11 protein-coding genes are annotated in these 13,192 nt (G+C 66.7%); 10 read left to right on the forward strand and 1 reads right to left on the reverse strand.

All coding sequences use genetic code 11. The annotated features are described in order from the left end of the window. The first annotated feature begins 90 nt into the window (after positions 1 to 90). The 3 genes from F622_RS0109765 (at position 91) to arsJ (ending at position 2,890) form a co-directional block, all read left to right on the forward strand. Entirely contained in the window at positions 91 to 549 is a 459-nt protein-coding gene (locus F622_RS0109765) for a TspO/MBR family protein (protein WP_019571851.1), read from the forward strand. A gap of 84 nt (positions 550 to 633) precedes the next feature. After that, positions 634 to 1,647, forward strand: coding sequence for an ArsJ-associated glyceraldehyde-3-phosphate dehydrogenase (locus F622_RS0109770; RefSeq protein ID WP_026331564.1), 1,014 nt, complete (start codon positions 634 to 636; stop codon positions 1,645 to 1,647). Positions 1,648 to 1,654: 7 nt separating this feature from the next. Beyond that, on the forward strand, positions 1,655 to 2,890 hold the full coding sequence (gene arsJ / locus F622_RS0109775; protein WP_019571853.1) for an organoarsenical effux MFS transporter ArsJ: 1,236 nt from the start codon (positions 1,655 to 1,657) through the stop codon (positions 2,888 to 2,890). A 40-nt stretch (positions 2,891 to 2,930) separates the two neighbouring features. Here arsJ and F622_RS0109780 read toward each other — a convergent pair whose 3' ends face one another. Further along, entirely contained in the window at positions 2,931 to 3,812 is an 882-nt protein-coding gene (locus tag F622_RS0109780) for a LysR family transcriptional regulator (protein ID WP_019571854.1), read from the reverse strand. A gap of 447 nt (positions 3,813 to 4,259) precedes the next feature. On the opposite strand from F622_RS0109780, the gene leuC reads away from it, so the two are divergent. From leuC to truA, 7 genes are all read left to right on the forward strand, one after another. Then, positions 4,260 to 5,672 carry a 3-isopropylmalate dehydratase large subunit gene (gene leuC, locus F622_RS0109785; protein ID WP_018145862.1) on the forward strand — a complete coding sequence of 471 codons (1,413 nt, stop codon included), beginning with the start codon at positions 4,260 to 4,262 and terminating at the stop codon, positions 5,670 to 5,672. A gap of 3 nt (positions 5,673 to 5,675) precedes the next feature. Continuing rightward, on the forward strand, positions 5,676 to 6,323 hold the full coding sequence (leuD, locus tag F622_RS0109790) for a 3-isopropylmalate dehydratase small subunit (protein ID WP_019571855.1): 648 nt from the start codon (positions 5,676 to 5,678) through the stop codon (positions 6,321 to 6,323). A gap of 399 nt (positions 6,324 to 6,722) precedes the next feature. Further along, entirely contained in the window at positions 6,723 to 7,796 is a 1,074-nt protein-coding gene (gene leuB / locus F622_RS0109800) for a 3-isopropylmalate dehydrogenase (RefSeq protein WP_196799417.1), read from the forward strand. A gap of 46 nt (positions 7,797 to 7,842) precedes the next feature. Beyond that, on the forward strand, positions 7,843 to 8,868 hold the full coding sequence (locus F622_RS0109805; RefSeq protein ID WP_018145859.1) for an aspartate-semialdehyde dehydrogenase: 1,026 nt from the start codon (positions 7,843 to 7,845) through the stop codon (positions 8,866 to 8,868). 109 nt (positions 8,869 to 8,977) lie between these two features. Next, positions 8,978 to 11,455, forward strand: a complete 2,478-nt coding sequence (locus tag F622_RS0109810; RefSeq protein WP_019571856.1) for a FimV/HubP family polar landmark protein — start codon at positions 8,978 to 8,980, stop codon at positions 11,453 to 11,455. Positions 11,456 to 11,652: 197 nt separating this feature from the next. Continuing rightward, a complete protein-coding gene (locus F622_RS0109815; RefSeq protein WP_018145857.1) occupies positions 11,653 to 12,315 on the forward strand; it encodes a hypothetical protein in 663 nt (220 codons plus the stop codon). 11 nt (positions 12,316 to 12,326) lie between these two features. Continuing rightward, positions 12,327 to 13,178 carry a tRNA pseudouridine(38-40) synthase TruA gene (gene truA / locus F622_RS0109820; RefSeq protein ID WP_019571857.1) on the forward strand — a complete coding sequence of 284 codons (852 nt, stop codon included), beginning with the start codon at positions 12,327 to 12,329 and terminating at the stop codon, positions 13,176 to 13,178. Positions 13,179 to 13,192: the final 14 nt, after the last annotated feature.

Raw genomic sequence — 13,192 nt, forward strand, 5'->3', positions numbered from 1 at the left:
ACTAGGACCCGCGAGTACAAGGAGAATTCCGTGACGACATCTGATTCGGCCCGTCCCTCGCGCCCGCGGCGGCGCTCCTTTGCCACGGACATGCTCGGGCTCCTGGGCTGGATGGTGCTGGTGTTTGCCGTGGCCGGGCTGGGTGGCTGGGCGACCAGCCTCTCGGTGGGCGACTGGTATCCGACACTGGCGCGCCCGCCGCTGAACCCGCCGGACGCGGTATTCGGCCCGGTCTGGTCCGTGCTGTTCGGCCTGATGGGTCTCGCCGCCTGGCATGTCTGGCGGCGCGTCGGTTTGACCGGTGCCCCGATGGCGCTGGGGCTGTTCCTGGCCCAGCTCGCGCTAAATCTCGGCTGGTCGGTGCTGTTCTTCGGCATGCAACGCCCGGATCTGGCGCTCGTCGAGATCCTGATCCTGTGGCCGCTGATCCTGGCCACACTGATCGCTTTCTGGCGCATTGACCGTATCGCCGGCGCGCTGCTGGTGCCGTACCTGCTGTGGGTCGCCTTCGCCATCTACCTCAACGCGGGGATCGTCTGGCTCAACTGACGAGCCGGGTCTTCAGCGGTTGGGCGTCATGCGGTTGTCATTTGGGCGGGGTATGCTGACGCGATTTTTCCTGGGAGGGGCTCCATGGCGGTGCGCGTAGGGATCAACGGGATGGGGCGGATTGGTCGCTTGGCGTTGCGCGCGGCATGGGACCGGGACGACATCGAGATCGTGCATCTGAACGAGGTCGCGGCCGACGGGACCGTCACCGGACACCTGCTGGAGTTTGATTCCGTTCACGGGCGTTGGGGTCGCGAGCCCGAGGCCCAAGCGGACCGGATCCGGGTCGACGGGCGCGAGCTGCGCCACACGAGCCTGGCCGAGCCGGCGCAGGTGCCGTGGGGCGAGTCGGACGTGGACATCGTGATCGACGCCACTGGCGCCTTCCGCACCATGGACACGCTGGAGCCGCATTTCACCCGGGGCGCGAAGCGCGTGGTGGTCGCGGCGCCGGTGAAGGATGAGCGCGCGCTGAACGTGGTGATGGGCGTGAACGACGCCGCTTACGATCCCGCGAAGCACCACGTCGTGACCGCCGCCTCCTGCACCACCAACTGCCTGGCGCCGCTGGTCAAGGTGCTGCACCCGGCGCTGTCGATCCGCCACGGCACCATCCTGACCGTCCACGACATGACGGCCACCCAGTCGCCGGTGGATCTGCCGCGCGACAATCTGCGCCGGGCCCGTGCGGCCGGGCTGAACCTGATCCCGACCACCACCGGCTCGGCGAAGGCGATCGGCGACATCTTCCCCGAGCTGAACGGGCGGCTGAACGGCCATGCGGTGCGCGTGCCACTGATGAACGCCTCGCTGACGGATTTCACCTTCGAGGCCGCGCGCGAGACCAGGGTGGAGGAGGTCAACGGCCTGCTGCGCAAGGCGGCGAACGGTGATCTGAACGGCATCCTCGGCTACGAGGAGCGCCCGCTGGTTTCCAGCGATTTCCGCACCGACCCGCGCTCGTCCATCGTGGATGCCCAGTCGACCATGGTGGTCGACGGCACGCAGGTGAAGGTGCTGGCCTGGTACGACAATGAATGGGGCTACGCGAACCGGCTGGTCGAGCTGGTCGCCCGCGTCGCCAAGCTGGGGCTTTGAGGCCGTCGTGAGCGGAGCGGCCGACCAGCCAAACCCGGGCGGGCCGCCCACCCTGGGGCTGGGTGCCTACGCGCGGATTACCGCGAACTACTGGGCGTTCACCGTCACCGACGGCGCGATCCGCATGCTGGTCGTGCTGTTCTTCCACCAGCTGGGTTACAGCCCGCTGGAGATCGCCTTCCTGTTCCTGTTCTACGAGCTGTTCGGGGTGATTACCAACCTGACCGGCGGCTGGCTGGCCGCGCGGCTGGGGGTGAACACGACGATGATCGGCGGGACGCTGCTGCAGGTGGCGGCCCTGCTGATGCTCACGGTGCCCGAGGCCTGGCTGGGCGTGGCCTACGTGATGTTCGCCCAGGCGCTGTCCGGGATCGCCAAGGACCTGAACAAGATGAGCGCGAAGTCCGGCGTGAAGCTGGTCGCGGGCGACGGGGAGGGGCGGCTGTTTCGCTGGGTTGCGGTGCTCACCGGCTCCAAGAATGCGCTGAAGGGGGTCGGCTTCTTCGTCGGCGGGGCGCTCCTCTACAGCGTGGGCTTCCAGATGGCGCTGGTGATCCTGGCCGGGATGCTGGCGCTGGTCATGCTGTTCTCGGTGGTCGGACTGCCGCGCGGGCTGGGCCGTGTCGGCGGCAAGCCGAAGTTCACCCAGATGTTCTCCAATTCCGCCGCGATCAACGTGCTCTCGGCCGCACGCTTCTTCCTGTTCGGCGCGCGTGACGTCTGGTTCGTGGTCGCGCTGCCGGTGTTCCTCAGCGCCACGCTGGACTGGAACCATATGCAGGTGGGCGCGTTCCTCGCGCTGTGGGTGATCGGCTACGGCATCGTGCAGGCCTCCGTGCCCCGCCTCTTGGGTAAGGGCGGGGTGCATCCGACCGGGCTCACCGCGCGCCTGTGGGCGTTCATCCTGATGCTGCTGCCAATCGCCATCGTGATCGGCCTGGAGGTGGGCCTGGACCCGGCCTGGGTGCTGATGGTCGGGCTGGGCGTGTTCGGCGTGGTGTTCGCAATCAACTCCGCCGTCCACTCCTTCCTGATCCTCGACTACGCCGAGGCCGACCGCGTTGCGATGAAGGTGGGCTTCTACTACATGGCCAACGCCGGCGGCCGCCTGGTCGGCACCGTCGCCTCCGGCGCCATCTTCATGGTCTGGGGCCTGGAAGGCGCCCTGATTGCCTCCACCTTCTTCATCTTCGCCACCTGGATGATCTCGTCCCTCCTCCCCCGCGAAGCCGCCCGCGCCTGACCGCGCGGCTGCCGGCCTGGAAGGGGGCGGCGGCATCGGGTTACTGCGGCCGCTGTAACGCCTCGATGACAGCCTCCAGCGTGCGGGAGCGGTACCGCTCGGCATGGCGGACCCAGCCGAGCTGGCGGGTGACGGGCCCGCCGGGCCAGGCGAGCACGGCGAGGTCGTCGGTGGCCATGGTGCGGGGGAGGAAGCCGATGCCGAGGCCGGCCGCGATCAGCATGCGGATGACTTCCAGGTAGGGGCTTTCCTGGGCGGCAGTGGGGTGCAGGCCCTGTGCGGCCAGGGCCTGGTCGATCTGGCGGCGGGTGGTGGAATCCCCGGGCGGCAGGATGGCTGGCCAGTCGTGCAGGCGCCGCAGGGTATCCAGCGGGGTATCGTCAGCGCGGTTGCGGGCGACCATGGGGACGAGGTCGTCGGTCCATACCGTGTGCGCCTCGGCGCCCTTCGGCAGATCCTCGGGCAGGGTGGCCAGGGCCAGGTCGGCGTCGCCGTGCATGACGGCCTCGATGCCGGCCTCGGAATCCATGAATGCCAGTTCCAGTTCCAGCTCCGGGTAGCGCTCGCGCAGGGCCGACAGTGGCGTGGGCAGGCGGTGCAGGGCGATGTGGTGCGAGGTGGCCAGGCGGATGCGGCCGCGCACCACCTGGTCGAGGTCGGCGACCTGCTGCTCGATGGCGCGCAGGCGGGCGAGGATTTCCCGGGCCTCGGGCAGCAGGCGTTCGGCGACCTCGGTCGGCCGTACACGCCGACCCTGGCGCTCGAATAACGGACGTTCCAGCGTGGCCTCCAGCGACTGGATGCGCTTGCTGATGGCGGGCTGCGTCAGGTGCAGCCGTTCGGCCGCGGCGGAGAAGGCGCCGGTGTCGACGACCGCGACGAAGGCCTGCAGGGATTCGACACTCAGTTGTTCTGGGCGCATCCGTGTCTCTCCAGTCCCCGCGTGAGATAATGGTCCGTTCGATGGTCGGGCTCGGCATGACCCGGCACCTATATAACCGTATGGAATGATACGGATAAGAAATCGGATTTGAAAGAATACCGGGGCGGGCCCAGACTCTAGATCAACGGGCGTCATGAAACGACGTCATTGCGAGGAGCCGAAGGCGACGCGGCACAAAAGCGCTAAGCGCGTTGAACGGCCGCAGGCCGGCCCGAAGGGCGAGCGCAGCGAGTAATCTCCTGAAGCTGGCAGAGCGCCAGTACCGGGATCGGGTGGTTTCGGACGGAGGTTGCTTCGTCGCTACGCTCCTCGCAATGACGGTGCCAGTTGGCGACGCGGTGCAAGGGCGAGCCTGTATAGCGCCGGTGGATCGTCGGCGGTGGGACGCAAGAACGATAGAACGCGGCGCGGCCGCGGGAGTAGGTAATGGCTGGCAAGACCCTGTATGACAAGTTGTGGGAGGCGCATGGGGTGCGCGAGGAGCCGGATGGCTCGACGCTGCTCTACATCGACCGCCACCTGGTGCACGAGGTGACCAGTCCGCAGGCCTTCGAGGGGCTGCGGCTGGCCGGGCGCAAGCCATGGCGCGGCGATTCCGTGCTGGCGGTGCCGGATCACAACGTGCCCACGGAGAACCGCGACCAGGGGATTGCGGATCCGGTCTCGCGCATCCAGGTGGAAACACTGGAGAGCAACGTCACGAGCCTGGGGCTGAAATTCTTCCCGATGGCGGACGTGCGCCAGGGCATCGTGCACGTGATCGGCCCGGAGCAGGGCGCGACCTTGCCGGGTATGACCGTAGTCTGCGGCGACTCGCATACCTCCACGCATGGCGCGCTGGGCGCGCTGGCCTTTGGTATTGGCACCTCCGAGGTGGAGCATGTGCTGGCCACGCAATGCCTGTGGCAAAAGAAGACCAAGGCCATGCAGATCCGTGTGGAAGGCGCGCTGCGCCCGGGCGTCACCGCCAAGGACGTGGTGCTGGCCATCATCGGCCGCATCGGCACCGCTGGCGGTACCGGCTACGCGATCGAGTTTGCCGGCTCCGCGATCCGCAGCCTGTCGATCGAAGGCCGTATGAGCGTCTGCAACATGTCGATCGAGGCCGGGGCCCGTGCGGGCATGGTCGCGGTGGACGAGAAGACCATCGAATACGTGCGCGGCAAGCCGCAGGCGCCGACCGGCGAGATGTTCGAGCGGGCGGCCGAGTACTGGCGCACGCTGGTCTCCGACCCGGATGCCGAGTTCGACGCGGTGGTGGAGATGGATGCCGCCGAGATCGCCCCGCAGGTCAGCTGGGGCACCTCGCCGGAGATGGTCGCGCCGATCGACGGGCGGGTGCCGGACCCGGCGGCCGAGTCCGATCCGGTGCGCGCCGAGGGCATGCAGCGGGCGCTGGAGTACATGGACCTGAAGGCGAATACCCCAATGACGGAGATCCGTCCGGACAAGGTGTTCATTGGTTCCTGCACCAACTCGCGGATCGAGGACCTGCGCGCCGCTGCCGAGGTGGTGAAGGGCCGTAAGAAGGCCGACAACATCAAGCTGGCGATGGTGGTGCCGGGCTCCGGGCTGGTGAAGCAGCAGGCGGAGCAGGAGGGGCTGGACCGCATCTTCCTGGATGCCGGCTTCGAGTGGCGCGAGCCGGGCTGTTCGATGTGCCTGGCGATGAACGCCGACCGCCTGGAGCCGGGCGAGCGCTGCGCCTCGACCTCGAACCGCAACTTCGAGGGCCGCCAGGGGCAGGGCGGGCGCACGCATCTGGTCAGCCCGTCCCTGGCCGCCGCGGCGGCTGTCGCCGGGCACTTCATTGAACCGTCCGCGTTGAAGGAGGCGTAAGCGATGCAGGCCTTTACTGTACACAAGGGGATCGTCGCGCCGCTGGACCGCTCCAACGTGGATACCGACGCGATCATCCCCAAGCAGTACCTGAAGTCGGTCAAGCGCACGGGCTTCGGCCCCAATGCCTTCGACGACTGGCGCTACCTGGACCCGGGCGAGCCGGGCATGGATGGCTCGAAGCGCCGGCCGAACCTGGACTTTGTGCTCAACCAGGCGCCGTTTGACCAGGCGACCATCCTGCTGGCGCGCAAGAACTTCGGCTGTGGTTCCTCGCGGGAGCATGCCGTGTGGGCGCTGACGGACTTCGGTTTTCGTGCGGTGATCGCGCCGTCGTTCGCGGACATCTTCTTCTCCAACAGCTGCAAGAACGGGCTATTGCCGGTCGTGCTGGCCGAGGACGAGGTGCAGAACCTGTTCGAACAGGTGGAGGCGAACCCCGGTGCCCAGGTCGAGGTGAACCTGGAAGAGATGACCGTGACCGCGCCGGACGGTACCGTATTCGACTTTACGCTGGACGAGGACCGCCGCCACCGCCTGCTGAATGGGCTGGACGATATCGCCCTGACGCTGCAGTTCGCGGACGATATTCGGGCCTTCGAGGAGCGCCAGCGCCGCGAATGGCCGTGGATGGCGGAACCACAACGGTAGACGGTGCGTCTGGCACGGCCTGGATCCGGGCACCGTCATTGCGAGGAGCGAAGCGACGAAGCAACCTCCGTCCGGAACCACCGGATCCCCGTACCGGCGCTCTGGCAGCTTTGGGAGGTTACTCGCTGCGCTCGCCCTTCGGGCCGGCCTGCGGCCGTTCAACGCGCTTCGCGCTTTTGTGCCACGGCCCCTGGCGGGGCCTCGCAATGACGGGGGGCAGGAAGCACCGTCATCGCGAGGAGCGCAGCGACGTGGCGATCTCCCAGGGCAGCCCCGGCGCTGGCTCGGGTAAACGTCGGGGGTTGCGACCGGAGGTTGCCACGTCGCCTGCGGCTCCTCGCAATGACGTTGCCACTAGGAATGTATAGGTAAAGAATAATAGTTACTTGGGAGAGGTTTGTGAGCCGAATTCTGGTATTGCCCGGGGACGGGATTGGGCCCGAGATCGTGGCCGAGGCGCTGAAGGTGCTGGAGCGCGTGGGCGAGATCGGCGGTCTGGATCTGGAGATCGAGCAGGGCCTGATCGGGGGCGCGGCGCATGACGCGGCCGGGCACCCCTATCCGGAGGCCACCCGCGAGGCGGCGCGTCGTGCAGACGCGATCCTGCTGGGGGCGGTGGGTGGCCCGCAGTACGAGTCGCTGGAGCGCGACCTGCGCCCCGAGCGTGGGCTGCTTGGCATCCGCTCGGATCTCGGCCTGTTCGCGAACCTGCGCCCGGCGATCCTGTATCCGCAGCTGGCCTCGGCCTCCACGCTGAAGCCCGAGGTGGTCAGCGGGCTGGACATCCTGATCGTGCGCGAGCTGACCGGGGGGATCTACTTCGGCCAGCCACGCGGGATCGAGGAACGCAATGGCGAGCGGGTCGGCTTCAATACGCTGGTCTATAGCGAATCGGAGATTGAGCGGATCGCCCGGGTCGGCTTCGAGGCGGCGATGAAGCGGGGCAAGCGTCTGTGCTCGGTGGACAAGGCCAACGTGCTGGAAGTCTCCGAGCTGTGGCGCGAGGTGGTCGAGCGTGTCGGGAAGGAATTCCCCGAGGTCGAGCTGTCTCACATGTATGTGGACAACGCCGCGATGCAGCTGGTGCGTGACCCGAAGCAGTTCGACGTGATGGTGACCGGCAACATGTTCGGGGACATCCTGTCCGATGCAGCGGCGATGCTGACCGGCTCCATCGGCATGCTGCCGTCCGCCTCGCTGAACAGCGAGGGCGTGGGTCTGTACGAGCCGATCCACGGTTCGGCACCGGATATTGCGGGGCAGGGCAAGGCCAACCCGATGGCGACGGTGCTGTCGGTCGCGATGCTGCTCCGTCATAGTCTGGACCGCAACGACCTGGCCGAACGCATCGAGGCGGCTGTGGGTCGGGTACTGGATCAGGCCTTGCGTACCCCAGACATCTTCGGTGAAGGCATGAAGCTGGTCGGTACGCAGGGCATGGGCGACGCCTTGGTCGCGGCCCTGGATGAGTAAATATCTATCAAAGCGTTAACGATTAAAGTTCAACCGGGAATTAACGATGAGTGACCGCAAATTTGACGTGGCCGTGGTCGGGGCAACGGGCGCCGTTGGCGAGGCCCTGCTGTCCATCCTGGCCGAGCGCGACCTGCCGATCGGGCGCGTGCATGCCCTGGCCAGCTCGCGGTCGGTGGGCAAGACGGTGGACTACGGCCGGCGCGAGTTGGAGGTCGAGGACCTGGCGACTTTTGATTTTTCCACGGTGCAGATCGGGCTGTTCTCGCCGGGCGCCTCGGTGTCCGCGGAATATGCGCCCAAGGCGGCGGCGGCCGGCTGCGTCGTGATCGACAATACCTCCCAGTTCCGCTACGACCCGGAGATCCCGCTCGTGATTCCGGAGGTGAACCCGGACGCGGTGGGCGATTACACGAAACACGGGATTATCGCGAACCCGAATTGCTCCACCATTCAGATGCTGGTGGCGCTGAAGCCGCTGCACGATGCGGTCGGCATCGAACGGATTAACGTGGCAACCTACCAGGCCGTGTCCGGTACTGGAAAAGAGGCGATCGAGGAGCTGGCGCACCAGACGGCGGCGTTGCTGAATGGCCGTCCGGTGGAGTGCAACGTGTATCCCAAGCAGATCGCGTTCAATGCCCTGCCGCACATCGACGTCTTCCAGGACAATGGCTACACCAAGGAAGAGATGAAGATGGTCTGGGAGACCCGGAAGATCATGGGCGACGAGTCCATCCTGGTGAACCCGACCGCGGTGCGCATTCCGGTGTTCTACGGGCATTCCGAGGCCCTGCATATCGAGACGCGCGAGAAGATCAGTGCGGAGAAGGCGCGCGAAATCCTCTCCGGCGCACCGGGGATCACGGTGCTGGACAAGCACGAGGACGGGGGCTATCCGACTGCGGTGACCGAGGGTTCCGGCAAGGATGCGGTGTTCGTCGGCCGCATCCGCGAGGACATTTCCCACCCCCGCGGACTGAACCTGTGGGTGGTCTCGGACAACGTGCGCAAGGGGGCCGCGTTGAACACGATTCAGATCGCGGAGGTTTTGATCCGCGATTACCTGTGATTTAATCCGGGAAAACGCCGGGGACACTACCCGGTACATCCGTGGCCAGGGGGTCATCGGCCGTGTCGGCCGAGGCAGTACGGCCACGTGGCATTTTCAGGGGGAATTCGTGCGCAAGTTTTTGGTTGGGTTTTTGTTCTTGCTGCTGGTGGCCCCGGCGTCCTCGAGTTCCGTGGGCTTCGGCGAAATCAATCTTCAATCCTTCCTGAATCAGCCCTTGCGGGCGGAGATTCCCTTGCGGGGAGCGGCAGCTGCGGGCGATTCCCTGCGAATTCGCCAGGCTTCCGAGGATGCATACCGCCGCGCCGGTCTGAACCGTGGCGGTGTTCCGGGGGACCTGAACATCCAGGTCGAGGGTGACCGCATCATCCTGACCACACGCCGGCCGGTGCGCGAGCCCTATGTGGGCATGCTGCTGGAGGCGCGCTGGGATGGCGGGCGCGCCATGCGCGAGGTCTCGTTGTTGCTGGATCCGCCCGGCACGATGCCTTCCGGAACTTCTGCGCCGGCCGTGAGCGGGGACCCCGGCGCAGCGCCGCGTGCGACCCGCGAAGGCGAAACCATCCGGGTGCGTAGTGGCGACACCCTCTACGCGGTCGTGCGCCGCAGCGGTGTCTCGGGATACAGCGACGAGCAGGCCATGCTCGCGTTCCTCGACGCCAATCCGCAGGCCTTCATGGGTAACAACATCAATTCGCTGCGCGCGGACGCGGAATTGCGTACGCCGTCCCGCGAACAGTTGGACGCGCGCAGTACCGCCGAGGCGCGGGCCGAGGTTGCCGATCAGACGCGCTCCTGGCAGGAATCCACTCGCGCGGGTCGCGAAGAACCGGAGCCGGCTCCGGCCGCGGCTGAGGAGGGTGTCGAGGGCGAGGCGCTCGCCGAGGACGAAGAATCGGCTGTTACGGAGGACGCTGCCGCGGCGGTTGCGGACGACGAATCCGCAGTGGCCGAATCGGACTCGGCCGTGACCGAGGACGAAACGGCGGTGGGCGACGAGGCCGCGACCGAGGCGGTGGCGCCCGAGGATCGCCTGGAGATCGTCGCCGATCTGCTGCCGGAAGATGCCGAAGCCGGGGCAACCGAGGGGGGTTCCGAGGAGCTGCTGCAGGAAGCCCTGCTGTCCCAGCGCGCCGAAATGGACGGAATGCGCGCCGAGCTCTCCGAATTGCGCGAGGAGCTTGGCGAGCGTGGGCGTCTGGCCGAGATCTCCAGCGAGAACATGGCCGGGCTCGAGGAACAGCTGAGCCAGCTGCGCGCCGAGCGCGAACAGCTGCGCACCCGTCTGGATCGTGCGGATGCTGAACGCAATGCCCCGCTGCACGAACGCATCATGAATGACCCGTTGCTGCTGATGATGGCGATTGCGCTGGTCATTCTGCTGCTGCTGGTGTTGCTGGCTTTTGCCCGCGGCGGCCGCCGCGAGGTGATGGTCGACGATCACGGTTCCGGCCTGAAGCCGCGTGCGGACAACAGCAAGGTGCAGGCGACCGGCTTCGATGCCCGCAGTTACGAGACCGGGGAGATGGGTTCGCCAGATCCCTCGACGACCCGTGCCGCCGCTGCCACCGTGGTTGGCACGGCCGCGGCGGCGGGTGGCGCGGAACGCGATGATGGGCAACAGGAAGACGCTTCCCATCTGTCGGCCGATTCGGGGGAAGAGGTTGGCGAGGTCGTGGTCGCCAGCACCAGTCAGAAGGGAGGCGAGGCGACAGATGACGTACTGGCAGAGGTGGATGTCTGCCTGGCGTACGGCATGAACGATCAGGCGGTCGAGACGCTCAATGCGGCGATCGAGCGCGATCCGGATAACAAGCAGTACCGCCTGAAATTGGTCGAGGCACATCTCGCGCTTGAGGATGAGGAGAGCGCAAGGCAGGCGGCCGGTGCGCTGCGCGGTCGGCTGGATGCGGGTGATACGGCTACGCGTGATCGCCTGTCCGATCTGGAATCCCGGATTGGGGAGGGGGCCGGTCTTGGCGCCACTGCAGCTGGTGGCGCGATGGCCGGCGATCTCGGTGATGTGCCTTCTGCGGAAGGAAGCCGCGCGACGGAATCCGACAGCAATGAGATCGATTTCTCGGGTCTGGAGCTTCCCGAGACCGACGAGGCGGCGGAAAGCCTGGGGAGCGAGCCGGTTGCGGATGATCAGGGCCTGTCGTTCGACCTCGACGAGAATCTGGAAGCGGATCTGGCGAACGCCGCGGAAGGTAATGTTTCCAGCGCGGATGCTGATGGGGACTTGAACAATCTTGCGTTCGACATCGACGAGAACGAGCTTCCGGAGACAGATTCCACCGCGAGTGGCGGGGAACAGGCGGAGCCGGAAGCTGGCCTGGATCTGGACGAGAACCTGCTTGGCCCGGGTGGTTCCGATGCGCCTATTGCCGGTCAGGATGAAACCGACGATGGTTCCGCAGGAGCGGACGCGGACGAGAACGTCACGCGTCTGAGTCTGGCCCAGGCTTATGCCGACATGGGAGATCAGGAAGGTGCCCAGGAATTGATCGACGAGGTCCTGACCTCGGGCACCGATGATCAGAAACGCGAGGCCGAGGGGATCCGCGAGCAGATTCAGGGCTCGTGACCGTCGGGAAGTCGGAGTTCCGGACCGGATGTTCCCGGTTCGGTCTCGGCTGACCCCCGGAATGTGCAGACCGGCCCCGCCCGGGGGCAAAACCCCGGGCGGGGCCTTTTTTGTGGTTCATTAATCGCTGCGAGGGCGGTTCACGCTTGGTTCAGACCTCCGAATTGCCGCCAGAATCGGTACCGCACCCGCCGGGCGTGGTGTGGGCGGTGTGGGCGTTTCTGGGGGTGCTGGCTGCTTCTGCTGCGCTGGTATCGGCCGAGCCACGGGTACTCGTGGTGATGGCCGTGCTCGTGGGCGGGCTGGCGTGGCCCGGCGGGTTTGCCTGGGGCCGTGCCGGTCGCTTGATCCTGCGCATGAAGTGGTTCTACCTCTCCCTGCTGATCTTCTATGGCCTATGGCCGATGGAGGGTGGCGATCTTGCCGCTGGGCTCCAGGAGGCCGGGACTCGTATCCTCGCCCTGGTCCTGGTGCTGCTGCTGGTGGTCTGGCTTACCGAGCGGTTTTCAAGGCCTGTGCTCGTACGCAGTCTCGGTTTGGTGCTGGGCGGACCTTGGCAGGTGTTCGGTGCCTGGGGCGAGCGTTTCGCCCGGCGACTGTTTCTCGCCCTGATGTATTTCGAGGGGGATCGAGCGGCGATCAAGGCGCGCCGGGAGGCGCTTGGGGGGGCGAGAAAGGCTCGGCTGGAAGCGGTGCGCGAGTGGCTGGTGCAGCGTCTGGATCAGGCCCTTTCCGGACCGAGCGGGGCGGAGGACGGCCCGGCCGACCTTGGGACGGAGAATCGGGCAGTGCCCCGCTGGGCAGTCATCGGCTTGTGGTTCGGGGTGCTGGCGGCCTGGCTCACTTGGTGGTTTTTTTGAGGAGCGGACATTTGAGTGAGGCGCACGCACAACCGGGCTTCAACGATGCGGGTGAGCAGGTACAACGCTGGGCGCTGGGGGTCGAATATGACGGGCGTGGGTTGTTGGGCTGGCAGCGCCAGAAGGACGGTCCCAGCGTGCAGCAGCAGTTGGAGGCGGCACTGGGGTTTGTGGCGAATCATCCGGTCGCGTTGAGTTGTGCGGGGCGCACCGATGCGGGAGTCCATGCCACGGCGCAGGTGGTGCATTTCGATACTCCGGCGCAGCGCGAGCCGAGTGCATGGATCCTGGGCGCCAACAGTCGCCTGCCTGACGCGATTGCCGTGACCTGGGCGCAACCGGTTCCGGGGGCGTTTCACGCCCGGTTCGGCGCATTTGGCAGACGGTATCGCTACGTCATTGCGAATCGAGCGGTGCGTCCGGCACTGGAGGCCGGACGAGTGTCCTGGTGGCGGCGTCCGCTGGATGCGGAGCGCATGCATCGCGCGGGTCAGACCTTTGTCGGCGAACATGACTTCAGCAGCCTGCGGGCGGCGGCTTGCCAGGCGAAATCGCCGGTGCGGCGCGTGCATTCGTTGTCGGTGATCCGGCGCGGGGCCCTTGTGATCCTGGACATCCACGCGAATGCCTTTCTGCATCACATGGTGCGCAACATCGCCGGCGTGCTGTTGGCGGTAGGGGATGGGCGCGCCGATCCCGGCTGGCCGGCGGAGGTTCTGGCGGCGCGTGATCGGCGCGCGTCGGGGATCACCGCGCCGGCCGGCGGGCTCTATTTCGTGCATGTGGATTATCCGGTGGAGTTCGAGCTGCCGATCACCGCGGGGCCGGTCCTCGATGGCGTCCCGGGGAATGCGCCGGGGTGATTGCGGGAAAGCCG

Origin of the sequence: Thioalkalivibrio sp. ALMg3 (genome assembly GCF_000381225.1) — a bacterium.
Taxonomy (GTDB): Bacteria; Pseudomonadota; Gammaproteobacteria; order Ectothiorhodospirales; family Ectothiorhodospiraceae; genus Thioalkalivibrio; species Thioalkalivibrio versutus.

Excerpts from the sequence above, each read along its gene's own strand:
- F622_RS0109765 (WP_019571851.1), top strand. The coding sequence starts at position 91 with ATGCTCGGGCTCCTGGGCTGGATGGTGCTGGTGTTTGCCGTGGCCGGG.
- F622_RS0109770 (WP_026331564.1), top strand. The coding sequence starts at position 634 with ATGGCGGTGCGCGTAGGGATCAACGGGATGGGGCGGATTGGTCGCTTG.
- F622_RS0109780 (WP_019571854.1), bottom strand. The coding sequence starts at position 3,812 with ATGCGCCCAGAACAACTGAGTGTCGAATCCCTGCAGGCCTTCGTCGCG.
- leuC (WP_018145862.1), top strand. The coding sequence starts at position 4,260 with ATGGCTGGCAAGACCCTGTATGACAAGTTGTGGGAGGCGCATGGGGTG.
- leuD (WP_019571855.1), top strand. The coding sequence starts at position 5,676 with ATGCAGGCCTTTACTGTACACAAGGGGATCGTCGCGCCGCTGGACCGC.
- F622_RS0109805 (WP_018145859.1), top strand. The coding sequence starts at position 7,843 with ATGAGTGACCGCAAATTTGACGTGGCCGTGGTCGGGGCAACGGGCGCC.